Here is a 23,308-nt window from a genome sequence, read left to right as displayed (position 1 = left end):
ATTGCCAAAGGCATCAGACGTCGTGTTCGTGGACGGCGTTCGCACACCGTTCGGACGAGCCGGCGAGAAGGGGGTGTTCTGGAAGACCCGGTCCGACGACCTGGCGGTGCACGCGATGCGCGGACTGCTCGACCGGAACGCCTTCGACACCGCAGCCGTGGACGACGTCGCCGTCGCGGCGACCACGCAGCAGGGTGACCAGGGGCTGACGCTCGGCCGCACGGTCGGCATGCTCGCGGGTCTGCCGAAGTCGGTGCCCGGCTACGCGATCGACCGCATGTGCGCCGGCGCCATGACGAGCGTCACGACGCTCGCGGGTGCCATCGCCTTCGGCGCCGCCGACATCGCGATCGCCGGTGGTGTCGAGCACATGGGCCGGCACCCGATGGGCTTCAACGCCGACCCGAACCCCCGCTTCGTCGCGGAGCGCATGGTCTCGAGCGACGCCCTCGTCATGGGCGCCACCGCCGAGCGCCTGCACGACCGCTTCCCCGCGATCACGAAGGACCGCACGGACGCCTACGCCGTCCAGTCCCAGCAGCGCTACGCCGCAGCCTGGGCGAACGGCAAGCTCCAGCCGGACGTGATCCCGGTCGAGGTCAACAAGGGCGACGGCTGGGACGTCGTCAGCACCGACGAGCCGCCGCGGCCGGGGACGACCCTGGAGGCGCTGGCCGCGTTGAAGACGCCGTTCCGGCCCCACGGACGGGTCACCGCCGGCAACGCAGCCGGTCTGAACGACGGCGCCACCATGAGCCTGCTGGCGTCCGAGGACGGCGCGAAGCAGCACGGACTGTCGACGAAGATGCGCATGGTCTCGTTCGCCTTCGCCGGCGTCGAGCCCGAGGTCATGGGCGTCGGCCCGGTCCCCGCGACCGACAAGGCCCTGTCGAAGGCCGGCCTGTCGATCGACGACATCGGCCTGTTCGAGATCAACGAGGCGTTCGCCGTCCAGGTGCTCGCGTTCCTCGACAACTACGGCATCGCCCAGGACTCCCCGAACGTGAACGCCTGGGGCGGCGCGATCGCCGTGGGCCACCCGCTCGCGTCGAGTGGCGTCCGGCTGATGAACCAGCTCGCCGCGCAGTTCGCCGAGCGACCGGACGTCAAGTACGGCATCACCACGATGTGCATCGGGCTCGGCCAGGGCGGCACCGTCATCTGGGAGAACCCGAACCACAGCAAGTCGGCCGAGCGTTCGGCTCGGAAGGGGGCGTGACCATGACCATCGTCGACAACGACCGACTGGCCGAACTCAGCGAGGACGAGGTCGTCACGCACTCGTTCGTCAAGCACGTCACGATGCCCTCGGGTGGCACGCTGGCGCTCATCACGCTCGACAACGGCAAGGACTACAAGCGGCCGAACACCCTCGGGCCCCGCACGCTCCGTGAGCTCGCCGGCGTGCTCGACACCCTGAAGACCGAGGCCGCCGCCGGCACGATCAAGGGCGTCGCGATCACCGGCAAGGAGTACTGCTTCGCCGCCGGGGCCGACCTGTCCCAGGCAGCGGCGGTCCCGTCGCGCGAGGCCGCCCACGACCTGGCCGCCCTCGGGCACGCCACGCTCAAGAAGTTCGCCGACCTCGGGGTGCCGTCGTTCGCGTTCGTGAACACGCTGGCGCTCGGCGGTGGGCTCGAGATCGCCCTGCACTGCACCTACCGGGCGTTCTCGTCCGCGGCGCAGGGCATCGGCCTGCCCGAGGTGTTCCTCGGCATCATCCCCGGCTGGGGCGGCGCGACGCTGCTCCCCCGCCTGATCGGCCCGGAGCGCGCGCTCCGCGTCATCGTCGAGAACCCGCTCAAGAACAACCGCCTGATGGACGGCCCGGCCGCGGTCGAGATCGGCATCGGTGACGTGCTCGTCCCGTCCGTCACGTTCCTGCCCTCCGCCGTGGCGTGGGCGGACGGCGTCATCACCGGAACGACCAAGGTCGTTCGGAAGAACGAGCCGGGCATGCTCGAGAAGGCCGCATGGGGCACCGTCGTCAAGGTCGCCCGCGGACAGGTCGCTTCGAAGATCGGCACCGTGCCGAAGTCGCCGTTCCGGGCGCTCGACCTCGTCGCCGCCGCCAAGTCGGGTTCGCTCGACGAACGCTTCGCCGACGAGGACGAGGCCCTCGCCGACCTCATCTCGGGCGACCAGTTCGCCGCGTCGATGTACGCCTTCGACCTCGTGCAGAAGCGTGCGAAGAAGCCCGTCGGCGCTCCCGAGGGCGTCGACGCGAAGAAGATCACGAAGGTCGGCGTCCTCGGCGCCGGGCTGATGGCGTCGCAGTTCGCGCTGCTGTTCGCCCGACGCCTGGGCGTCCCCGTCGTCATCACCGACGTCGACCAGTCCCGTGTGGACGCCGGCGTCGAGCGGATCCGCGGCGAGGTCGCGAAGCTGCTCGACAAGGGCCGGATCTCCCCCGACGACGCGAACCGCATCACGGCACTCGTCAGCGGGTCGGTGTCCTACGACGCCTTCGCCGACGCCGACTGGGTGATCGAGGCGGTCTTCGAGGAGATGACCGTCAAGCAGGAGGTCCTCCGGAAGATCGAGCAGGTCATCGCGCCGGACGCCATCCTCGCCACGAACACGTCGTCGCTCTCCGTCGACGAGATGGCGTCGGTGCTCACCAACCCGGAGCGACTCGTCGGCTTCCACTTCTTCAACCCGGTCGCGGTCATGCCGCTGCTCGAGGTGGTTCGCGCGGCGAAGACCTCGGACGAGGCCCTCGTCACCGCACTCGCCGTCGCGAAGACCCTGAAGAAGACCGCGATCATCACCGCGGACCAGCCGGGCTTCGTCGTCAACCGGGTGCTCGCCCGGGTGCTCGGCGAGGCGATGCGCGGCGTGGAAGAGGGCACCTCGTTCGACACCGTCGCCCAGGGTGCCGCCCCACTCGGCCTGCCGATGTCACCGTTCGAGCTGCTCGAGCTCGTCGGGCTGCCGGTCGGTGCGCACGTGCTCGACTCGCACCACGCGGCCTGGCCCGAGCGCTTCTACCCCGGCGACGGCCTGAAGAAGATCGCCGAGCACGGGACGATCCTGACCCGCGACAAGAAGGGCAACGCGACCGGGTACGACCCCGCCGCCGTGAAGCTCGTCGCGCCGTCCAAGAAGGACGCGAAGCCCGTCGACGCCGCCGAGATGCAGCGCCGGTTCGAGGACGCCCTGGCCGACGAGCTGCACCGCATGCTCGAGGACCGGGTCGTCGAGCACGTCGAGGAGATCGACCTCGGGCTCATCCTCGGTGCGGGGTACCCGTTCCAGGCCGGTGGGATCAGCCCGTACCTCGACCGCTCCGGCGCGTCCGAGCGAGTCTTCGGCGGCACGTTCCACGAGCCGCGGATCGTCGGCCCCGCTTCCCGTTAGAGCCGACTCGGTCTCGAAGGCCGCACCGCCGCACAACCAAAGTCACCCCGAACCGCGGATCGCCGTGGTTCGGAGTGGCTTTGGTTGTGCGAGACGATCGCGAACCGCGCGGTCAGCGGTCGGACGCCGCGGACTCGCGGGACCGCGCGGGCTTCGCCTGCGGCAGCTTCGTCCCGACGACCTGGTCGATGACGTCGCGGGCGATGGCCTGCGCCGTCAGCCCCGCGTCGGCGAGGATCTGCGACCGGGTCGCGTGGTCGATGAACGCGTCGGGCAGCCCGAGCTCGTTCACCCCGGTGTCGACCCCGGCAGCGCGCAGGTCCTGCCGCAGCCGGGTCCCGACGCCGCCGACCCGCACGCCGTCCTCGATGGTGATCACGAGCCGGTGCGTCCGCGACAGCTCGATCAGCGACGTCGGGATCGGCACCACCCAGCGCGGGTCCACGACGGTGACGCCGATGCCCTGCGCCTCGAGCAGCGCCGCGGCCTCGAGTGCCACCGGCACCATCGACCCGACGGCGACGAAGAGCACGTCCTCGACGTCGTCCGCGGCGGCGTGCAGGACGTCCACACCATCGGAGAGACGACGGATCGCGGGGATGTCCGGTCCGACCTGCCCCTTCGACCACCGCAGCACGGTGGGGGCGTCGTCGACGGCGATCGCCTCGCGGAACTCCTCGCGCAGCGTCGGGGCATCGCGGGGCGCGGCGATCCGGATCCCCGGCACGACCTGCAGCAGCGCGAGGTCCCACATGCCGTGGTGCGAGGGGCCGTCCGGGCCGGTGATCCCGGCACGGTCGAGCACGAACGTCACGCCGGCCCTGTGCAGGGCGACGTCCATCAGCACCTGGTCGAACGCGCGGTTCAGGAACGTCGCGTAGAGCGCCACGACCGGGTGGAGACCGCCGTAGGCGAGGCCCGCGGCGGTCGTCACGGCGTGCTGCTCGGCGATGCCGACGTCGTACACCCGGTCGGGGTGCTGCTCCTGGAACAGGTGGAGCCCGGTCGGCCGGAGCATCGCCGCCGTGATGGCGACGATCCGAGGATCCGAGGCGCCGGCATCGGCGAGGGAAGACGCGAACACCGAGGTCCAGGACGGGCCCGATGCGGCGTCGAGCGACTCCCCGGTCTCCGGGTCGATGTGCCCGACGGCGTGGAACTGGTCGGCCTGGTCGCGCAGGGCGGGCTCGAAGCCGTGGCCCTTCTCGGTGATCGCGTGCACGATGACGGGAGCGCCGTACTCCTTGGCCTGCCGGAGCGCTGCCTCCATCGCCTGCTGGTCGTGGCCGTTCACCGGGCCGATGTACTTGATGTCGAGGTTGGAGTACAGCGCCTCGTTGTTCGTCAGCCGCGAGAGGAAGCCGTGCAGGCCCCCGCGCATGCCTCGGTACACCGCACGACCCGGAGCGCCGAAGCGGGCCGCCACGGCCTGCGTGCCCTCGTACAGGGCGCGGTACTCGCGGCGGGTGCGCACGGAGCTCAGGAACCGCGCCATGCCACCGATCGTCGGGGCGTACGAGCGGCCGTTGTCGTTGACGACGATGACCAGTCGACGGTCGTTGTCGTCGGAGATGTTGTTGAGCGCCTCCCACGTCATGCCGCCGGTGAGCGCGCCGTCCCCGACCACCGCGACGACGGTGCGGTCGGTCTGCCCGGTCTGCCCGAACGCGCGGGAGATGCCGTCGGCCCACGACAGCGACGACGACGCGTGCGAGGACTCGACGATGTCGTGCTCGGACTCGCTGCGCTGCGGGTAGCCGGCGATGCCGCCGCGTTCGCGCAGCTTCGAGAAGTCCTGACGGCCGGTCACGAGCTTGTGCACGTACGACTGGTGCCCGGTGTCGAAGACGAACGGGTCGTTCGGCGAGTCGAACACGCGGTGCATCGCGAGCGTCAGCTCCACGACGCCCAGGTTCGGCCCGAGGTGCCCACCGGTCTTCGCGACCTCGGCGACCAGGAAGCGCCGGATCTCGGCGGCGAGGTCGGTCATCTGCGCGTCGGAGAGACGCTTCAGGTCGCGCGGCGACGTGATGCTGGCGAGCAGGCTCACGGGCGCTCCTTTCGTGGGTACCAAGCCATCACCCTATTCCCGCTACCAGGTGACGGACTGGAGGCCCGTGGCGGTGTCGCCACGGGCCTCCGGTCCGATCTGTGGTCGCGTCAGCGACCCGTGCGTACGACGCTCCTGTCGTTCAGCGGACTCAGACGAGCGAGCGGAGCACGTACTGCAGGATGCCGCCGTTGCGGTAGTAGTCGGCCTCGCCGGGGGTGTCGATGCGGACGACCGCGTCGAACTCGATCGGCTGCTTGCCGGCCGGCGAGTGCTCGCTCGGCGTCGCGGTGACGTGCACCGTCTTCGGGGTGCGGCCCTCGTTCAGCTCGGTCAGCCCGGAGATCGACACGACCTCGGTGCCGTCGAGCCCGAGGGACTCGACCGTCTCGCCCGCCGGGAACTGCAGCGGGACGACGCCCATGCCGATGAGGTTCGAGCGGTGGATCCGCTCGAAGCTCTCGGTGATGACCGCGCGGACCCCGAGCAGGTTCGTGCCCTTGGCCGCCCAGTCACGGGACGACCCGGAGCCGTACTCCTTGCCACCGAAGATGACGAGCGGGATGCCCTGCTCCTGGTAGTGCTGCGAGGCGTCGTAGATGAACGACTGCGCACCGTCGGGCGTCGTGAAGTCACGGGTGTAGCCGCCCTCCACGCCGTCGAGCAGCTGGTTGCGCAGACGGATGTTCGCGAACGTGCCGCGGATCATGACCTCGTGGTTGCCGCGACGCGAGCCGTAGGAGTTGAAGTCCTTGCGGTCGACGCCGTGCTCGGCGAGGTACTGGCCGGCGGGGCTGTCGGCCTTGATCGAACCGGCCGGCGAGATGTGGTCGGTCGTGACCGAGTCGCCGAGCTTCGCGAGCACCCGGGCGCCGGAGATGTCCGACACCGCGTCGGGCTGCATCGTCATGCCCTCGAAGTACGGGGGCTTCCGGACGTAGGTCGACTCCTGGTCCCACTCGAAGGTGTCGCCGGTCGGGGTCGGCAGGTTCTTCCAGCGGTCGTCGCCCTCGAACACGGAGCCGTACTCGTGGGTGAACATCTCGGTGTCGATCGACTCGTCGATGACCTGCTGCACCTCGGCCGCGTCGGGCCAGATGTCGGTCAGGTAGACGTCGTTGCCGTCCTGGTCGGTGCCGAGGGCGTCCTTGTCGAAGTCGAAGTGCATCGACCCGGCGAGGGCGTAGGCGATGACCAGCGGCGGGGACGCCAGGTAGTTCATCTTGACGTCGGGGTTGATCCGGCCCTCGAAGTTGCGGTTGCCCGAGAGCACCGCGGTGACGGCGAGGTCGTTGTCCTGCACGGCCTGCGAGATCTCCTCGGGCAGCGGGCCCGAGTTGCCGATGCAGGTGGTGCAGCCGTAGCCGACCGTGTAGAAGCCGAGCTGCTCGAGGTAGGTGGTGAGACCGGCCTTCTCGTAGTAGTCGGTGACGACCTTCGACCCGGGCGCGAGGGTGGTCTTCACCCAGGGCTTCGCGGTGAGGCCCTTCTTCGCGGCGTTCCGGGCGAGGATGCCGGCGGCCATCATGACCGACGGGTTCGACGTGTTCGTGCACGAGGTGATCGCGGCGATCGCGACGGCACCGTGGTCGATCGTGAACGGGTCGGCCCCGTCCATCGCGACCTTCGTCGGCGCCGAGGCGGTCGACGGTGCGCTCGACACGTGCACGTGCTCGTGCAGCGCGGTGTCCTCGTTGGTCGAACCGGCCGCGATCGGGTCGGAGGCCGGGAACGTCTCCTCGACCGCATCGTCGAGGTCGGTCTGCTCGGACGGCGTCGTGTAGTTGTTCAGGTCGAGCTCGAACTGGCTCTTCGCGTTCGTGAGCTCGATGCGGTCCTGCGGACGCTTCGGGCCCGAGATGGACGGTACGACCGTGGAGAGGTCGAGCTCCATGTACTCGGAGTAGTTCGGCTCGACCGAGGCGTCGTGCCACAGCCCCTGTGCCTTGGAGTACGCCTCGACCAGGGCGATCTGTGCCTCGTCGCGACCGGTCAGCCGCAGGTAGTCCAGCGTGACGTCGTCGACCGGGAAGATCGCCGCCGTCGAACCGAACTCGGGCGACATGTTGCCGATGGTGGCGCGGTTGGCGAGCGGGACGGCGCCGACGCCCTCGCCGTAGAACTCGACGAACTTGCCGACGACGCCGTGCTTGCGGAGCTCCTGCGTGATGGTGAGCACCACGTCGGTCGCGGTCACGCCGGCCGGGATCTCACCGGAGAGCTTGAAGCCGACGACCTTCGGGATGAGCATCGACACGGGCTGGCCGAGCATCGCGGCCTCGGCCTCGATGCCGCCGACGCCCCAGCCGAGCACGCCGAGGCCGTTCACCATCGTGGTGTGCGAGTCGGTGCCGACCAGGGTGTCTGGGTACGCGTAGGTCTCGCCGTCGAAGTCACGCGTGTAGGTGACCTTCGCCAGGTACTCGATGTTCACCTGGTGGACGATGCCGGTGCCCGGCGGGACGACCTTGAAGTCCTCGAACGCGGTCTGGCCCCAGCGGAGGAACTGGTAGCGCTCACCGTTCCGCTCGTACTCGAGGTCCGTGTTGCGCTGCAGGGCGTCCGTGCTGCCGAACAGGTCGGCGATGACGGAGTGGTCGATGACCATCTCGGCCGGGGACAGCGGGTTGATCTTGTTCGGGTCGCCGCCGATGTCCGCCATGGCCTCGCGCATGGTGGCGAGGTCGACGATGCACGGCACACCCGTGAAGTCCTGCATGACGACGCGCGCCGGCGAGAACTGGATCTCGGTGTCGGGCTCCGCGTCGGGCCGCCAGGAGCCGAGTGCCCGGATCTGTCCCTCGGTGACGTTCTTGCCGTCCTCGGTGCGGAGGAGGTTCTCGAGCAGCACCTTCAGGCTGTAGGGCAACTTCTCGTGCCCGGGAACCGAGTCGATCCGGTGGATCGCGTAGTCGACACCCCCAACCGACAGTGTGTCCTTCGAGCCGAAGCTATTGACTGCAGCCACCGTGCCGCCTCCCTACTGATCGGTTTGCCCTCATCCTCGCGGGCCGTGGACCGTCCCACCAGCAAGGCAAACCTAATCCCGAGGACGCGTGCGCGCCCTGCGAGAACTATCTTGATGTCGAGAGAACTCTACACCGGGGCGACGTCGTCGCGTCGGACGAACACGGTGCGGACCAGCAGCCACGTCACCCAGAGCACCGCCGCGTACAGCGGCACGCCGAGGATGAGCTTCAGCCCGGCGAGCAGTTCGACCTGCGCCGTCAGGTACAGCGGGACCTCCACCGCGAGACGGACCGCGAACAGCCCGACCCAGATCCAGGTGGCGACCGTCAGCACCCGGCGCTTCACCGGGTCGGCGCGCCAGTCGACGTGCGAGCCGTCCTCGTTCGCCGGCAGCAGGAAGCCGACGACGAGCCCGATGAGCGGCCAGCGGATCGCCAGCGTGATCAGCAGCCCGACGAGCCAGACGGCGTTGATGACGATCCCGGGGATGAAGTTGCTCTCCGCACGGCCGGTGATGAGCGCGAGGCCGGCCGAGACCGCGACGCCGAGGATGCCCGCGAACGACATCGTCACCGACTGCCGCTGCAGCAGCCGGAGCACCACGAAGACCAGGCCGACCGCCACCGGGATCACGACGCTCGGCACGAGCTCCTTCGTGATCGCGTAGACGACCAGGAACGCGAACCCGGGCAGCACCGACTCGGCGAGGCCGCGCACCCCGCCGACCGCGCCGAGCAGCGCCCGGCCGGACGGCGCCTCACCGGGCGCGACGCGGGCGATGCCGGCGTTCTGCACGGCGTCGCGGAACTGCGCGGAGAAGGACGGTGCGACCGACGGCTCGGCTGCCCGTGCTGCGGGGTCGGAGCCAGCCGTCTCGGGTCGTGGGGTGTCGTCGTGGTCCGGCACCGTGCCTCCAGGCGGGGTTGGTCGTCAGTCGGTCAGATCGCGGTCTGCGTCGACTTGGGCATGTGCAGCGGGATGAGGTCGCGCGGCGGCATCGGCGTCGTGCCGCGCACGACGACGACGCTGCGGAACAGCTCCTCGATCTCGCTGGCGTCGTCGGGCTGCTCGGCGGCCTTGCCGGCGATCACGCCGCGCAGGAACCAGCGCGGGCCGTCGACGCCGACGAAGCGGGCCGGACGGGAGCCGGCGGTGCCGCCGTCGCCGTCCACGGCGACCGGGACGGACGCGCGGAGCTCGGGGCCGAACGGGCCGTCGACCTCGGTCACGACTCCGCCCTGGCGCTCGATCTGCTCGGCGATCTGGGCGCGGATCTCGTGCCACAGGCCGGTGGACCGCGGCGCCGCGAACGGCTGGACCTGCAGCGTGGACTCGTCGTAGTCGAGCCCGACCGCGACGACGCGCTGCGAGCCCTCCTCGACCTCGAGGCGCAGGTGCAGGCCCTCGCGCGGGAGCACCTTCACCCCGCCCAGGTCGACGTAGGGGCGGACCAGGTTCGCCTCGGTCTCGTCGTGGGGGCCGTTCTCGGCCCGGTCCTCCGGAGCGGACTTGTCCGTCGGGGCGACCGCGTCGACCTCGTCGAGGTCCGCGTCGGCATCCGTCGCGATGTCGACCTCGGGGGACGTGTCCGCGACCTCGATGTCGTCGGCGACGGCGTCCGCCACCTCGACCTCGTCCCGCTTGCGTCGGCCGAACTTCATGCGCGCGTTCCTTCCTGAGCGTCTGCGGCGGCACCGGTCACGGCGTCGCTCCGGTCACCGTAGCCCGACGAGCCGAACCCGCCCTGTCCGCGGACGCTGTCCGGCAGGTCGTCGACCCGGGTGTAGGTCACCTGCGGCACCGGCATCACGATCAACTGGGCGATGCGGTCGCCGACGTGCGCCTCGTACGGTTCCGTCTGGTCGGTGTTGAGCAGGGCGACCTTGATCTCCCCGCGGTAGCCGGAGTCGACGGTGCCTGGGCTGTTCACGATCGTGATGCCGTGCTTCGCCGCCAGGCCGCTCCGCGGGACCACGAACGCGGCGTAGCCCTCGGGCAGCGCGATGCGCAGACCCGTGGCGGCCAGGTGTCGTTCCCCCGGCTGCAGCACGAAGGCCTCGGTGGAGACGAGATCGGCACCCGCGTCGCCGGGGTGGGCGTGGCCGGGAGCGTGCTCCCCGGTCCAGAGGACGTCGACTGGTTCGGTCACGTGACGAGGGTAGTGCAGCCGTGACCGTTCCGTGACTTCGCTCGCTCGTGATCGAATGGACCCGTGACCCTGTACCGCGAACGACTCTGGGCCCCGCCCGCCCTCTACCTGGCGACGGCGCTCGTCATCCCCGCCACCCTGCTCGTCTTCCTCCCCATCAGCGTCCTGGCCGGCGTCCTCGTGGCGATCGGGATGGAGCTCGGGGTCCTGGTCCTCCTGTGGGCACTCGCACCCACCATCGAGGTCACCGACACCGAGTTCCGCGCGGGCAAGGCACACCTGCCCCGCACGCTCGTCGGCACGACCGAGGCGTTCGAGGGCGCAGCGGCCACCGAGCAGCGCGGGCCGGCACTCGACGCCCGCGCGTGGACGCTCTTCCGCGGCTACGTGCGCGGGGTCGTCAAGGTCGAGGTGCGCGACGACGCGGACCCGACGCCCTACTGGCTGGTGAGCGTCCGGCACCCGCGCAAGGTCGTCGAGGCGCTGCGGTCCTGACGGACCACGGTCCACGGCCTGGAGGCGCGGCTCGGCCCCGCCTCGCAGCACACGACGAAGGCCCCGCATCCCTGGAGGATGCGGGGCCTTCGCTGATCGTTGCGTCGAGGACGACGCGGCTGTGTTCGCTAGAGCGACGCGCACTCCGCGCAGACCGGTCCGAGCTTCGACTCGTGGTCGAGCTGGGAGCGGTGCTTCACGAGGAAGCACTCGACGCAGGTGAACTCGTCGACCTGCGGGGGCAGCACCACGACGTCGAGGTCGACGTCGCTGAGGTCCTGCCCGGCGAGTTCGAAACTGCCGGGGTTGTCGGAATCATCGTCGACGACCCCCGACATCTTGTCGGGAACGCGCTCCTTGAGGGCCTCGATCGACTCCGAGTCGGAGTTGTCGTCGGTCTTCCGGGGGGCGTCGTAATCGGTGGCCATGCCCATCCATTTCTCGTATCGAGAGGTCGTCGCCGGGTGATCGGCGGCGACAGTTTGCACCACGCCCCGCCAGAGCGCAAACCGAGTGCTGCGGCGGGTCGTGCTGGCGGTGCAACCCACGACCGGAACCGGACATTCCCGACACCCGTTGCCGGAGTGCCGCGTGCCCGGGATCGGCCGCGCGGATGTCCGCGGCACGCCCGTGCGCCTCCCCGGAAACCGCCCGTCGTCCCGGCATACTCACGGGGTACGACAGCAGGACCGTACGCGACGCTGGGAAGGCGGAACCATGCAAGACGTGAGAGTCATCGGAGTCGAGTCCGGCGCACTCCTCCTGGCGACCGACGGCGGCACCGAGTTCCGGTTGCCCGTCACGTCGTCGCTGGCAGGCCAGGTGCGCCAGGCGAACCCCGACGCCGGTCCGCAGAAGCGGGTCTCCCCCAAGGACGTCCAGGCACGCATCCGTGGCGGCGCCGACGCCGCCGACGTGGCCGCCGCGCTCGACGTCGACGTCGAGTACGTCCGTCGCTTCGAGGGGCCGGTCCTCGCCGAGCGCGCCTTCATCCTCGACGCCTCGCACCGCGTGCCGGTCACCCCGGTCGACGACGAGTCCCCCGACACCTTCGGCCCCGCGATCACCGCGAAGCTCGAGGCCGGCGAGGCCACCGCGATCACCTGGGGCTCGTGGAAGCACCCGGAGAGCGGGTGGCAGGTCCGCGTCCGCTACACCGCGGGCGAGGTCGAGCACGACGCCCAGTGGCACTTCGACCCGAAGACCTCGACCCTCGCGCCGGACAACGGTGACGCCCACCGTCTCTCGCACACCGACGACGAGGGCATCGCCCCGCGCCTGCGTGCGGTCGAGTTCGAGCAGCAGGACGACGACGGCACCCGTTTCGACTCGGGCGCCTTCCGCGTCGACGAGCCGGAGCAGCCAGCCGCCGAGCCCGAGCCGTCCCAGCACGCGCCGCTCCGTGCACCACTGCCCCGCATCGGTCAGGCCGCCGTGGAAGAACGTGCTCCCGGCAACGAGACCGCGGACCTGCTCGAGGCGCTCCGCCGTCGCCGCGGGGAGCGCGAAGCAGCGTCCTTCGGCGAACAGCGCGACGAGCCCGCCCGCGGGACCTCGATCAGCGTCGTCGACATCCCGCTGCAGGGCTTCGAGGACGGCGGCGCACACGACACCGCACCGCAGTCCTCCGACGTCCGTCCGGCCTCGGCGCCGGAGTCCGAGAGCCGTGGCGAACGCAAGAAGCGCAACCGTCGCTCGATGCCGAGCTGGGACGAGATCGTCTTCGGCACCCGTCCGGACGACGACCCCGCCTGATCGGCACGTGCACCGACCGTCGGCGCCGACGTCCTAGTGGGCGAACGCGCCGGCGAGTCGGAGCGGCACGATCGTCTCCTCGTCGGTCATCGCGCCGTGCTGGCCGATCATGCGCTTCGGTGTCTCGTCCTCGCGCAGGGCACGGTCGTCGTTGAACGCCCACGAGCCGCGCGCCACGAGGAGCACGTCGCCGATGCGCGGCACCACCTGGTCGGACACGTGCCCGAACCACCCGGCCTCGATCGCCTCGGCACGGCTGGCGATGTACGCCTTCTTGCCGTAGCGGGCCCGGAACGCGCCGACGAGGGCGCGCACGTCGGTGCCCGGTGCGACGGTGAGCTGGCGGCAGCGCGGGTCACCCGCGACGCCGACGACGTCGGTGAGCAGCAGCGGGTCGATGGCGATGTTCGCGTGGTCCGGCACGTCGAGCACGCCGTGGTCCGCCGTCACCAGGACCCCCACGTCGTCGGCGCTCCGGGCGTCGAGGCGGGCGAGTTCGCCGTCGAGCAGCTCGAGGGCGGCCGTCCACCGGTCGGACTGCCAGCCGTACTTGTGCCCGATCGAGTCGAGCTCCGGCACGTACAGGTAGACGAGCGAGCGGCCGCCGGTGGTCTCGGCCAGTGCGGCGTCGACGCGCTGGGCAATCGTGTCCGCCGACACGTACCGGGCGCCTCCGAGCACGTTCGCGGTCATCCCGGACGAGCGGTACCGGTCCGGCCCGACGACGACGGGATCGAGTCCGAGCTCCGCGGCCCGGGTGAACAGGGTCCGGGTCAGGAACCAGTCCGCAGGGACCTCGGTGTCCCAGCCGCCCAGCAGGTTCATCACGGCACCGGTGTCCGGGTTCCAGCCGCTGTAGCCGACGACGCCGTGGGTGCCGGGCGAGCGGCCGGTGGTCAGGGTGCTCAGGGCGGCCGCGGTCGTCGTCGGGAAGCCGCTCCGCAGCTTCTTCGCGGTGCCGGTGCCCTTCGCGCCGGTCAACCAGCGGGCGTGCCCGGCGCGCGCCGCCAGCGCGGCGGAACCGAGGCCGTCGACCAGCACGACGATCGCCGAGCGGGCGGGGCGGAGGGTGATCCGGGCCTCCAGGCCGTCGTTCCGCAACCACGCCTCGTCCGCAGCGCCGAGCGCCACGAGGCAACTCGGGAAGACGTCGGCGAGGTTCGCGACGGCGTCGGGGGCCGTCGGTACGCTTGTTCCCATCCCACGAGTCTCCCAGACGACTCCGGTTCTCCAGAAAGGTGCCATGGCACGCACGGACGTAGTCGGCCTGCCCGACGGTGAGCGCATCGAGGACGTCGACGTCTCCGAGGAGATGCAGGGCTCCTTCCTCGAGTACGCGTACTCCGTCATCTACTCGCGGGCGCTGCCCGACGCCCGCGACGGCCTGAAGCCGGTGCAGCGTCGCATCCTGTACCAGATGGCCGAGATGGGGCTGCGACCCGACCGCGGACACGTCAAGAGCGCCCGCGTCACGGGCGAGGTGATGGGCAAGCTGCACCCGCACGGCGACGGCGCGATCTACGACGCGCTGGTCCGCATGGCCCAGCCGTTCACGATGCGCGTGCCGCTCGTCGACGGCCACGGCAACTTCGGCTCCCTCGACGACGGCCCCGCTGCCGCCCGGTACACCGAGGCACGGCTCGCCGAACCGTCGATGGCGATGACCGAGGGCCTGGGCGAGGACGTCGTCGACTTCGTCCCGAACTACGACAACCAGATCATGCAGCCGGGCGTGCTGCCGGCGGCGTTCCCGAACCTGCTCGTCAACGGCGCCTCCGGCATCGCGGTCGGCATGGCGACGAACATGGCACCGCACAACCTCGGCGAGGTCGTCGAGGCCGCGAAGCACCTGCTCATGAACCCGCAGGCCACCCTCGAAGAACTCATGGAGTTCGTGCCCGGCCCCGACCTGCCGTCCGGCGGCACGATCGTCGGGCTCTCCGGGGTCCGCGACGCCTACGCCACCGGCCGTGGTTCGTTCCGCACCCGCGCGAAGGTGAGCGTCGAGAACCTCACCCCGCGCAAGGTCGGGCTCGTCGTCACCGAGCTGCCCTACCTGGTCGGCCCCGAGCGTGTGATCGAGAAGATCAAGGACGGCGTCCAGTCCAAGAAGCTCGTCGGCATCTCCGACGTCAACGACCTGACCGACCGCAACCACGGGCTCCGGCTCGTCATCGGCATCAAGAGCGGTTTCAACCCCACCGCCGTGCTCGAGCAGCTCTACAAGCACACCCCGCTCGAGGACGGCTTCGGCATCAACAACGTCGCGCTGGTCGGCGGGTCACCGCGCACCCTCGGGCTCCGCGAGCTGCTCGACGTCTACGTGCAGCACCGCCTCGACGTCGTCACCCGCCGGTCGCAGTACCGGCTGGCACGACGCAAGGAACGGCTGCACCTGGTCGAGGGCCTGCTCATCGCGATCCTCGACATCGACGAGGTCATCCAGGTCATCCGCACCTCCGACGACTCCGAGGCAGCGCGCAACCGCCTCCGCGACGTCTTCGACCTGTCCGAGGTGCAGGCCGAGTACATCCTCGAGCTGCGCCTGCGCCGCCTGACGAAGTTCTCGCGGATGGAGCTCGAGGCCGAGCGCGACCAGCTGCTCGCCGACATCGCCGCCCTCGAGGAACTGCTGGCGTCCGACGAACGGCTCCGCGCGCAGGTCGCCCTCGAGCTGTCCGAGGTGTCCGACAAGTTCGCGACCCCGCGCCGCACGCTGCTCACCGAGGCCGACGCCCCGGTGAAGGGCGGTCGGAAGGCCGCGGTCGACCCGGAGTCCCTGCAGATCGCCGACTCCCCCTGCCGCGTGCTGCTCTCGACCACCGGACGGCTCATCCGCGTCGACATCCCGACGTCGGAGCTCGGCATCGTCCGCGTGCCGAAGCGCTCGAAGCACGACGCCGTCCGCTCCGCCGTGGTGAGCACGGTGCGGGGGCAGATCGGCGCGATCACCTCGACCGGGCGGGTCCTCCGGCTCTCCCCCGTCGACGTCCCCGCCGTGCCGCCAGCCGCGGTCCGGCTCGACGCCGGCGTCCGGGTCACCGACTTCCTGGCGCTCACCAAGGGCGAGACCGTCGTGGCGATCGTCGACCTGTCCGGTGCGTCGTCGGACTCGCTGGCGATCGGCACCGCGCAGGGCGTCGTGAAGCGCGTCGTGGCGGGTGCGTGGCCCGACAAGCCGGAGTTCGTCGCGATCGGCCTGAAGCCCGGCGACCACGTGGTCGGTGCCGCGCAGGCGCCCGAGTCCGACGACCTGGTGTTCATCAGCTCGAACGCGCAGCTGCTGCGGTTCCCGGCGTCCGTCGTCCGGGCGCAGGGGCTGCCCGCCGGTGGTGTGGCCGGCATGGCCCTCGCCGACGGCGCCTCGGTGATCTGGTTCGGCTCGGTCGCACGCTCCGACGACGCCGTGGTCGCCACGGTGTCCACCACCTCGACAGCACTGCCCGGCACCGACGCCGGTCGCGCCAAGGTCTCCGCGCTGTCGGAGTTCCCGGCGAAGGGCCGTGCCACCCAGGGTGTCCGGGCGCACGCGTTCCTGAAGGGCGAGGACGGGCTCACGGTGGGATGGGCGGGCATCGCGCCGCCACACGCCGTCGGCACGGACGGCGCCGCACGGACCCTGCCCGACTGGCTGTCGAAGCGTGACGGGTCCGGCGCCCCGCTCGAGGCGGTCATCGGCTCGATCGGTGGCAGCGCGGCGACGCTCGACGGCACCGCCGGCGAGGCGTAGGCGGGCGCTGGCGTGCGCCACGTTTCGCGCCTGGCGACATCTCACGCTCTTCGGGCCCCGTGAGGTGTCGCCCAGCGCGTGAGAACGCAGGGCGCACGGCCTGGAGGCGCGGGGCGGCGCCGCCACGGGCCTCCCGTCCGCCGTCACCGTGTCGCGGACGCGGCGCGGTTTCGCGCTGAGCGACAGCTCACGGGCCGCAGGCCGCGTGAGGTGTCGCTCAGCGCGTGAGCACGCCAGGCCGCTGCGCGGCCCGGGCGTGAAGGCGCGCTACGCGTCGATGCGGTCGCGGTCCAGGCCCTCGCCGGCCAGGATGAACTCCTTGCGCGGCGCGACGTCGTTGCCCATGAGCAGCTCGAACACCTTCGCGGCACCCTCGGCATGGGTCACGTTCACCCGGCGCAGGGTGCGGTGCGCGCGGTCCATCGTGGTCTCCGCCAGCTGGTCGGCGTCCATCTCACCGAGGCCCTTGTACCGCTGGATCGGCTCCTGGTACTTCTTGCCCGTCTTCTCGAGCTTCTTCAGCACCGTCTGCAGCTCCTGTTCGGAGTACGTGTACAGCGTGTCGTTCGGCTTGCCGCGGTTCACCACGACGACCCGGTGCAGCGGCGGCACGGCGGCGAAGACCCGGCCCTGCTCGATCATCGGCCGCATGTACCGGAAGAACAGCGTCAGCAGCAGCGTGCGGATGTGGGCGCCGTCGACGTCGGCGTCCGACATGATGATGATCTTGCCGTAGCGGGCCTGGTCGATGTCGAACGTACGGCCCGAACCAGCGCCGATGACCTGGATGATCGACGCGCACTCGACGTTCGAGAGCATGTCCGACACGGACGCCTTCTGCACGTTGAGGATCTTGCCGCGGATCGGCAGCAGTGCCTGGTACTCGCTGTTGCGGGCGAGCTTCGCGGTGCCCAGCGCCGAGTCACCCTCGACGATGAAGAGCTCCGTGCCCTCGGTCTCCTGCGAGCGGCAGTCGGCGAGCTTCGTCGGCAGCGAGGAGTTCTCGAGCGCGTTCTTGCGGCGCTGCGTCTCCTTGTGCGCCCGCGCCGAGATGCGGGTCTTCATCTCGGACACGACCTTCTCGAGCAGAGCGGCCGACTGTGCCTTCTCGGTGCGCTGCGTCGAGGTGAGGATCTCGGTGATGCGCTTCGACACGACCTGGTCGACGATCTTCCGGACCGCCGGGGTGCCGAGGATCTCCTTCGTCTGCCCCTCGAACTGCGGCTCGGGCAACCGCACGGTCAGCACGGCGGTCATGCCGGCGAGGACGTCGTCCTTGTCGAGCTTGTCCTGCCCGACCTTGAGCTTGCGCGCGTTCGCCTCGACCTGGGCACGGACGGCCTTGACGACGCCCGACTCGAACCCGGCCTGGTGGGTGCCGCCCTTCGGCGTCGCGATGATGTTGACGAAGCTGCGGAACACGGTCTCGTAGCCACTGCCCCAGCGGAGCACCAGGTCGACCTCGCACTCGCGCTCGACCGAGGTGGAGACCATGTGGCCCTTGTCGTCGAGCATCGGCACGGTCTCGGTGAAGGTGCCGGTCCCCTGCACGCGCCAGACGTCGGTGAGGGGGCTGTCGACGGCGAGGTGCTCGACGAACTCGCCGATCCCGCCCTCGTACCGGAAGCGCTCGACCACCGGCCCGGCGGCCACGGTGGTACCCGTCGCCTCGGCCCGGGCGGCAGCGGCGTCGATCGACGCCGCGCGCTCGTCGGTGATGGTGATGCCGAGCCCGGGCACGAGGAACGCGGTCTGCCGTGCACGGGTGACCAGGTCGTCGGTGCTGAACCGGGCGTCGGCGGTGAAGATCTGGCGGTCCGCCCAGTAGCGGATCCGGGAGCCGGTGACACCCTTCTTGACCTTGCCCACCACACGCAGCTCGCTGCCCGAGGTGAAGGGCGCGAACGGAGCGTCCGGGCCGATGCCCTTGCTGTCGTCGAAGATGCCCGGCTCGCCGCGGTGGAACGACATGGCGTAGGTCTTGCCGCCGCGGTCGACCTCGACGTCGAGGCGCTCCGACAGCGCGTTCACGACCGAGGCGCCGACGCCGTGCAGGCCACCCGAGGCCGCGTACGACCCCGAGCCGAACTTGCCGCCGGCGTGCAGCTTGGTGAACACGACCTCGACCCCGGTGAGGCCGGTCTTCGGTTCGACGTCGACGGGGATGCCCCGGGCGGTGTCCCGGACCTCGACCGAGCCGTCGGCGTGCAGCACGACACCGATCTCGTCACCGTGCCCCGCGAGGGCTTCGTCGACCGAGTTGTCGATGATCTCCCACAGGCAGTGCATGAGGCCCCGGGAGTCCGTCGAGCCGATGTACATGCCCGGCCGCTTCCGGACCGCCTCGAGCCCTTCGAGGACGGAGAGATGGCGTGCGGAGTAGTCGGAGCTCACCGTCGGAGTTTACCGAGCGGCACCGACAGCACCGTGTGGACACTCGCACTGGGGCCAAGCGATCCGCGCTGAGCGAAACAGGGCCCGACAATGCGTCGCTCTCAGGCATCACGTGTTGAAATGGTGCAACCACCCGGCACCACCTGCGATCCGTGAGGAGCACAGCAATGACCCAGACCGTGCAGGACCCCTCCATCGACGAAGTCAGCAACCACCAGCTGACCGCCGCCGACCGTTGCGACAGCTGCGGGGCGCAGGCCTACATCCGAGCCACCATGTCGAGCGGCGAGCTCTACTTCTGCGCCCACCACGGCGCCGAGTTCAAGGACAAGCTCGCAGCGACCGCCATCGAGTGGCACGACGAGAGCAGCCGACTCTACGAGTCGAAGTAGTCGCGACCGACACACGGACAGGAGGCGCGGTGCCAGCTGGCACCGCGCCTCCTGTCTGTCTGCAGCCCGGTTCAGAACGAGCGGTTGAGCATCCAAGCGACGCCGCGGTAACTGTTCGGCCCCCACACTCCGTCGATCGGACCGCTGTACCGGCCGTGAGCGGCCGCCCAGTGCTGGAGCGCTGCGACCGTGTCTGGGCTCTCCCAGTTGGGGATGCTGTTCCCGTAGAAGTGGCCGCGCACGATGAGCTGAATCGCCACACTCTGCCACGAGTTCGGCCCCATCACGCCGTCGATGGGCCCCGCGTACCCGGACCCGGCCATGCTGCCGAAGCACTGGAGTCGCTTGTAGAAGATCGTGCCGGGTACCCCGTCCGACTCGGTCGTGGTCGTCGGCACCGAACTGCACGCGGAGCTGATCCGCGTCGTCGCGGCCTCCGCCGGAGCCGTCTGGGCGACCGTGCCGGCAGTGGTCAGGGTCACGATGAGTCCACCGACCAGGGCGAGGACGAGTTTGTTGTGGTGCATGGAGCCTCCTTTGTCGCCCTCCAACATGTCAGATGTTGAATCCGAGTGGACGCTCTTGGCAACTGTTGCCATTCTGCGCATGCAGAAGGCCGGGCCCCCTCGGGACCCGGCCTTCTGCTTCGTGCGTCAGGCGATGCGCTTGAACGCCTTGTCGACGTAGCGGTCGACCGTGGCGCGCGCTTCACGTGCGTAGCGGTCGATGGTCGCCGTCTGCTCCGCGTCCGGCGCGTACGCCCGGCCCAGCCGTGCGGTGGCCGCGGCGAGGACGCCGTCGGTCAGCTGCGGGTTGAGCGGCAGGATCGGGCCCTGCGTGTGCGTGCCGAACGACGTCCCGACGATCGCACCCTCGACCGGGGCTCCCGCCTGGTTGCCACCACCGGACACGACGTCGGCGAACGGGCTGACCCCGGGCGCGAGCTCGATCGTGGTGGCGTGGTCCTCGAAGCCGGCGAGACGCTTCGGTGCTCCGGGGAGCAGCGGGTACCGGGTCTCGAGGACGAAGTAGTTCACGCGCCGCTCGGCACCGCGGACGGCACGGGCGTCGAACACACCGAACCCGGCGACCGGCGCACCCTCGGTCGGCACGACCTCGTTCGTCGCCAGGTCGAACCCACCGCCGACCGCGATGACCGGCACACCATCGGTCGCGAACGCACGGAGCGCGCCGCCGATGCGGGTGACGTCGTCGCCCAGGGAACGCATCGCGCTGAGCGGTCCGTTGCCGATCACGACGACGTCCGCCGCGCTCGGGAGCTCGTCACCGGGCGCGTACTCGACGACCTGTGTCTCGATGCCCGCAGTGGCCGCACGGCAGACCAGGGCCGCGACGTTGCCACGGTCGCCCGAGACGCCCATCTGCCGGGGGTAGACGTGCAGGATGGTCAGCCGGTCGGCCGTCATGCGGTCTTCTCCATGTCCGGGTGGCCCAGGGCCTTGCGGGCGATCATCATGATCTCGTAGTTGACGATGAAGTTCTTCGTCCCGCGGGTCGTCGAGCCGAGCTGCTCCATGTGCTTGATGGCTGCTTCGACGTCGGGCTCGACCCGGCCGATGCGGACACCGGCGTGCTCGAGCGCGATCGCGATCTGCCACGCCTTGTCACCGGAGACGACGTCCACGTGGTCGAGCTTCGAGAAGTCGATGTCGTAGATCCAGGAGATGTCGGGCGTGCCCTCGTCGATCGCCATGAGGACCTGCTCGGGCTGGTCCGGCAGGGCGTCGAGGTTCAGCTGCAGGCTCGCGGCGTTCTTGAACATCGTGAACTCGGCCGACTCACCCGCGATCGGCAGACGCTCGCCGCGGCCGTACGCCGGCTTCATCGTGCCGAAGGCCTTGGTCACGGCGTCGGCACGGAACTGCGCACCGAGGGCCGCACTCGCCGTCGCGGTGGCCGCAGCGGCGTCGACCGCGTAGTGCAGGCCGCGGGCGGGCAGCCGGACGGGGATCTCGGCACCGTCGAAGCGGATCGTCGCGCCGTCGCCCGTGTGGGCCACGACCTCGGCGTCGGCGGTCTGCTGGGCACGGTCACCGGCGTCGAACGAGTCGGCGTTCTGCAGGCCGTTCGGTGCCGCGGCGATGACCTCGTCGCTCGCGCCGAACCGCAGGACGCGCTGCCCGGGGGCGCCGGAGTAGCCGTCGAGGAACTGGTCGTCGTGGTTCGTGATGACGTTCGCCGTCGACAGCGCGGCGGTGTCGAGCATCATCGTCGCCACGCGCTCGGTCTCGAAGAACCGGTACAGCTGGTCGACCTGCACGTTGAGCATGGTCACCGTCGAGGGCGACAGGATGCCGGCGAGCTCGACCGCGAAGGCCTCGTCGACCTCGAGGATGCCGATGTCGGCCTTGAGCCGGCCGGTCAGCGAGACCTCGGACAGCAGGGCCGACGCGATGCCCTGCGGCAGGTTCGCGCCGGACGGGTTCGTGAAGACCCGCAGTCCGTGCGCCCGGACGATGTCGGAGATCATGTGCGTCGTCGTCGACTTGCCGTTCGACCCGAGCACGAAGACGACGCCGTTCGGGAACTGCTTCGTCACGTGCTGCAGGAAGTCCGGCACGAGCTTCAGGACGATGTACCCGGGGTAGGCGGACCCGCCGCCCCTCGCACGGGCGAGGGCACGGAGGATCCGCCCGATCAGGATCGGGATGAAGAAGCGCATGCCGGCTTACTCGAGGTAGTCGCGCAGCGACTGCGACCGCGACGGGTGGCGGAGCTTCGCCATCGTCTTGGACTCGATCTGACGGATGCGCTCGCGCGTCACGCCGAACGTGTCACCGATCTGGTCGAGGGTCTTCGGCTGGCCGTCACCGAGGCCGAAGCGCATGCGGATGACGCCCGCCTCGCGCTCGGACAGGGAGTCGAGCAGGCTCTCGAGCTGCTTCTGCAGCATCGTGAAGCCCACCGCGTCGGCCGGCACGACCGCCTCGGTGTCCTCGATGAGGTCACCGAACTCCGAGTCGCCGTCCTCGCCCAGGGGCGTGTGCAGCGAGATCGGCTCGCGGCCGTACTTCTGGACCTCGACGACCTTCTCCGGGGTCATGTCGAGCTCGCGGGCGAGCTCTTCCGGAGTGGGTTCGCGACCGAGGTCCTGCAGCATCTGCCGCTGCACGCGGGCGAGCTTGTTGATGACCTCGACCATGTGCACCGGGATGCGGATCGTGCGGGCCTGGTCGGCCATGGCACGGGTGATGGCCTGACGGATCCACCACGTCGCGTAGGTCGAGAACTTGAAGCCCTTGGTGTAGTCGAACTTCTCGACCGCACGGATCAGGCCCAGGTTGCCCTCCTGGATGAGGTCCAGGAACTGCATGCCGCGACCGGTGTAGCGCTTCGCGAGCGAGACGACCAGGCGGAGGTTCGCGCCGAGCAGGTGCGACTTCGCACGCTGACCGTCACGGGCGACCCAGCGCAGTTCGCGCTCGGCGGGCTTCGAGAGCCCCGTCGCGTGCTGCAGCTTGTCCTCGGCGAACAGGCCGGCCTCGATGCGCATCGCGAGCTCGACCTCCTGCTCGGCGTTGAGCAGGGCGACCTTGCCGATCTGCTTCAGGTAGTCCTTCACCGGGTCGGCGGTGGCACCCGTGATGGTCGTCGAGTAGACCGGCGCCTCGTCGTCGTCGGTCTGCGAGATGACGAGCGCACCGGCGGCGACCGCGGCAGCGGCGTCCGGCTTGGCCGTCTTGTCGTCGGTGTCGTCGGCCTCGTCGGTCGGCTCCTCGACGGGCTCGTCGGAGGCGATCGCCTCGTCGACGGCGTCGGTCTTCTTCGCCTTGGGCGCCGCCTTCTTGGCGGGCGCCTTCTTGGCGGGGGCCTTCGTGGCGCGCTTCTTCGGCGCTGCGGTGCCCTCGGTGTCCGTGGCGTCCTCTGCCACAGCGCCCTCGGGCTCGGTGTCCTTCGTGGGATCGATCGTCGTGCTCCGGGCAGCCATGCGATCACCTCTCTCGTCGTGCCACGTTCGTGGGGTCGTGGCCTCCCTCGCCGCCCAGGTCCCG

Annotated in this window: 18 protein-coding genes; 6 read left to right on the top strand and 12 right to left on the bottom strand. The window is 70.2% G+C overall.

Going from position 1 to position 23,308, the window contains the following annotated elements:
* Position 1: 1 nt before the first annotated feature.
* Together BR70_RS0106945 and BR70_RS0106940 are read left to right on the top strand one after the other, a co-directional pair.
* The gene (locus tag BR70_RS0106945) at positions 2 to 1,219 is read left to right on the top strand and encodes a thiolase family protein (RefSeq protein ID WP_027465475.1); all 1,218 of its coding nucleotides are present in this window, start codon (positions 2 to 4) and stop codon (positions 1,217 to 1,219) included.
* A 2-nt stretch (positions 1,220 to 1,221) separates the two neighbouring features.
* A complete protein-coding gene (locus BR70_RS0106940; RefSeq protein WP_027465474.1) occupies positions 1,222 to 3,360 on the top strand; it encodes a 3-hydroxyacyl-CoA dehydrogenase NAD-binding domain-containing protein in 2,139 nt (712 codons plus the stop codon).
* Between the two features lie 112 nt (positions 3,361 to 3,472).
* On the opposite strand, the gene dxs is transcribed toward BR70_RS0106940, so the two are convergent.
* The 5 genes from dxs to dut all read right to left on the bottom strand — a co-directional run bounded on the left by dxs (position 3,473) and on the right by dut (position 10,529).
* Positions 3,473 to 5,410 (bottom strand): 1-deoxy-D-xylulose-5-phosphate synthase, encoded by a 1,938-nt coding sequence (gene dxs / locus BR70_RS0106935; RefSeq protein WP_027465473.1) that lies wholly within the window; start codon positions 5,408 to 5,410, stop codon positions 3,473 to 3,475.
* A 151-nt stretch (positions 5,411 to 5,561) separates the two neighbouring features.
* A complete protein-coding gene (acnA, locus tag BR70_RS0106930; RefSeq protein ID WP_027465472.1) occupies positions 5,562 to 8,378 on the bottom strand; it encodes an aconitate hydratase AcnA in 2,817 nt (938 codons plus the stop codon).
* Positions 8,379 to 8,506: 128 nt separating this feature from the next.
* Complete coding sequence (locus BR70_RS0106925; RefSeq protein ID WP_027465471.1) at positions 8,507 to 9,286, bottom strand: DUF3159 domain-containing protein; 780 nt, start codon at positions 9,284 to 9,286, stop codon at positions 8,507 to 8,509.
* 32 nt (positions 9,287 to 9,318) lie between these two features.
* Positions 9,319 to 10,041, bottom strand: a complete 723-nt coding sequence (locus BR70_RS0106920) for a DUF3710 domain-containing protein (protein ID WP_027465470.1) — start codon at positions 10,039 to 10,041, stop codon at positions 9,319 to 9,321.
* On the bottom strand, positions 10,038 to 10,529 hold the full coding sequence (dut, locus tag BR70_RS0106915) for a dUTP diphosphatase (protein WP_027465469.1): 492 nt from the start codon (positions 10,527 to 10,529) through the stop codon (positions 10,038 to 10,040). Before dut ends, BR70_RS0106920 begins: the two co-directional genes overlap by 4 nt.
* 63 nt (positions 10,530 to 10,592) lie before the next feature.
* Between dut and BR70_RS0106910 the strand changes: the two genes are divergently transcribed.
* The gene (locus BR70_RS0106910) at positions 10,593 to 11,024 is read left to right on the top strand and encodes a DUF3093 domain-containing protein (RefSeq protein WP_027465468.1); all 432 of its coding nucleotides are present in this window, start codon (positions 10,593 to 10,595) and stop codon (positions 11,022 to 11,024) included.
* Between the two features lie 128 nt (positions 11,025 to 11,152).
* Here BR70_RS0106910 and BR70_RS0106905 read toward each other — a convergent pair whose 3' ends face one another.
* The gene (locus BR70_RS0106905) at positions 11,153 to 11,452 is read right to left on the bottom strand and encodes a DUF4193 domain-containing protein (RefSeq protein ID WP_017886098.1); all 300 of its coding nucleotides are present in this window, start codon (positions 11,450 to 11,452) and stop codon (positions 11,153 to 11,155) included.
* Between the two features lie 298 nt (positions 11,453 to 11,750).
* On the opposite strand from BR70_RS0106905, the gene sepH reads away from it, so the two are divergent.
* The gene (sepH, locus tag BR70_RS0106900; protein WP_173033640.1) at positions 11,751 to 12,779 is read left to right on the top strand and encodes a septation protein SepH; all 1,029 of its coding nucleotides are present in this window, start codon (positions 11,751 to 11,753) and stop codon (positions 12,777 to 12,779) included.
* Positions 12,780 to 12,812: 33 nt separating this feature from the next.
* On the opposite strand, the gene BR70_RS19955 is transcribed toward sepH, so the two are convergent.
* Entirely contained in the window at positions 12,813 to 13,979 is a 1,167-nt protein-coding gene (locus BR70_RS19955; protein WP_051596713.1) for an alkaline phosphatase family protein, read from the bottom strand.
* A 43-nt stretch (positions 13,980 to 14,022) separates the two neighbouring features.
* On the opposite strand from BR70_RS19955, the gene BR70_RS0106890 reads away from it, so the two are divergent.
* Positions 14,023 to 16,509: a DNA gyrase/topoisomerase IV subunit A gene (locus BR70_RS0106890; protein ID WP_027465466.1), complete on the top strand. Its 2,487-nt coding sequence runs from the start codon at positions 14,023 to 14,025 to the stop codon at positions 16,507 to 16,509.
* 267 nt (positions 16,510 to 16,776) lie between these two features.
* On the opposite strand, the gene BR70_RS0106885 is transcribed toward BR70_RS0106890, so the two are convergent.
* Positions 16,777 to 18,903: a DNA gyrase/topoisomerase IV subunit B gene (locus BR70_RS0106885; RefSeq protein WP_027465465.1), complete on the bottom strand. Its 2,127-nt coding sequence runs from the start codon at positions 18,901 to 18,903 to the stop codon at positions 16,777 to 16,779.
* A 167-nt stretch (positions 18,904 to 19,070) separates the two neighbouring features.
* On the opposite strand from BR70_RS0106885, the gene BR70_RS0106880 reads away from it, so the two are divergent.
* Positions 19,071 to 19,295, top strand: a complete 225-nt coding sequence (locus BR70_RS0106880) for a DUF7455 domain-containing protein (protein ID WP_017886093.1) — start codon at positions 19,071 to 19,073, stop codon at positions 19,293 to 19,295.
* Positions 19,296 to 19,366: 71 nt separating this feature from the next.
* Here BR70_RS0106880 and BR70_RS19950 read toward each other — a convergent pair whose 3' ends face one another.
* From BR70_RS19950 to BR70_RS0106860, 4 genes are all read right to left on the bottom strand, one after another.
* Positions 19,367 to 19,822: a hypothetical protein gene (locus BR70_RS19950; protein ID WP_027465464.1), complete on the bottom strand. Its 456-nt coding sequence runs from the start codon at positions 19,820 to 19,822 to the stop codon at positions 19,367 to 19,369.
* A 126-nt stretch (positions 19,823 to 19,948) separates the two neighbouring features.
* A complete protein-coding gene (locus BR70_RS19945; protein WP_051596712.1) occupies positions 19,949 to 20,722 on the bottom strand; it encodes a type 1 glutamine amidotransferase in 774 nt (257 codons plus the stop codon).
* Complete coding sequence (locus BR70_RS0106865) at positions 20,719 to 21,978, bottom strand: MurT ligase domain-containing protein (protein ID WP_027465463.1); 1,260 nt, start codon at positions 21,976 to 21,978, stop codon at positions 20,719 to 20,721. Before BR70_RS0106865 ends, BR70_RS19945 begins: the two co-directional genes overlap by 4 nt.
* Before the next feature lie 6 nt (positions 21,979 to 21,984).
* Positions 21,985 to 23,244 carry an RNA polymerase sigma factor gene (locus tag BR70_RS0106860; protein ID WP_027465462.1) on the bottom strand — a complete coding sequence of 420 codons (1,260 nt, stop codon included), beginning with the start codon at positions 23,242 to 23,244 and terminating at the stop codon, positions 21,985 to 21,987.
* Positions 23,245 to 23,308: the final 64 nt, after the last annotated feature.

This window comes from Curtobacterium sp. UNCCL17, assembly GCF_000686685.1.
Taxonomy (GTDB): Bacteria; Actinomycetota; Actinomycetes; order Actinomycetales; family Microbacteriaceae; genus Curtobacterium; species Curtobacterium flaccumfaciens.
Note: the sequence above shows the minus strand (reverse complement) of the source record. Positions and strands in the feature narration are given on the sequence as shown.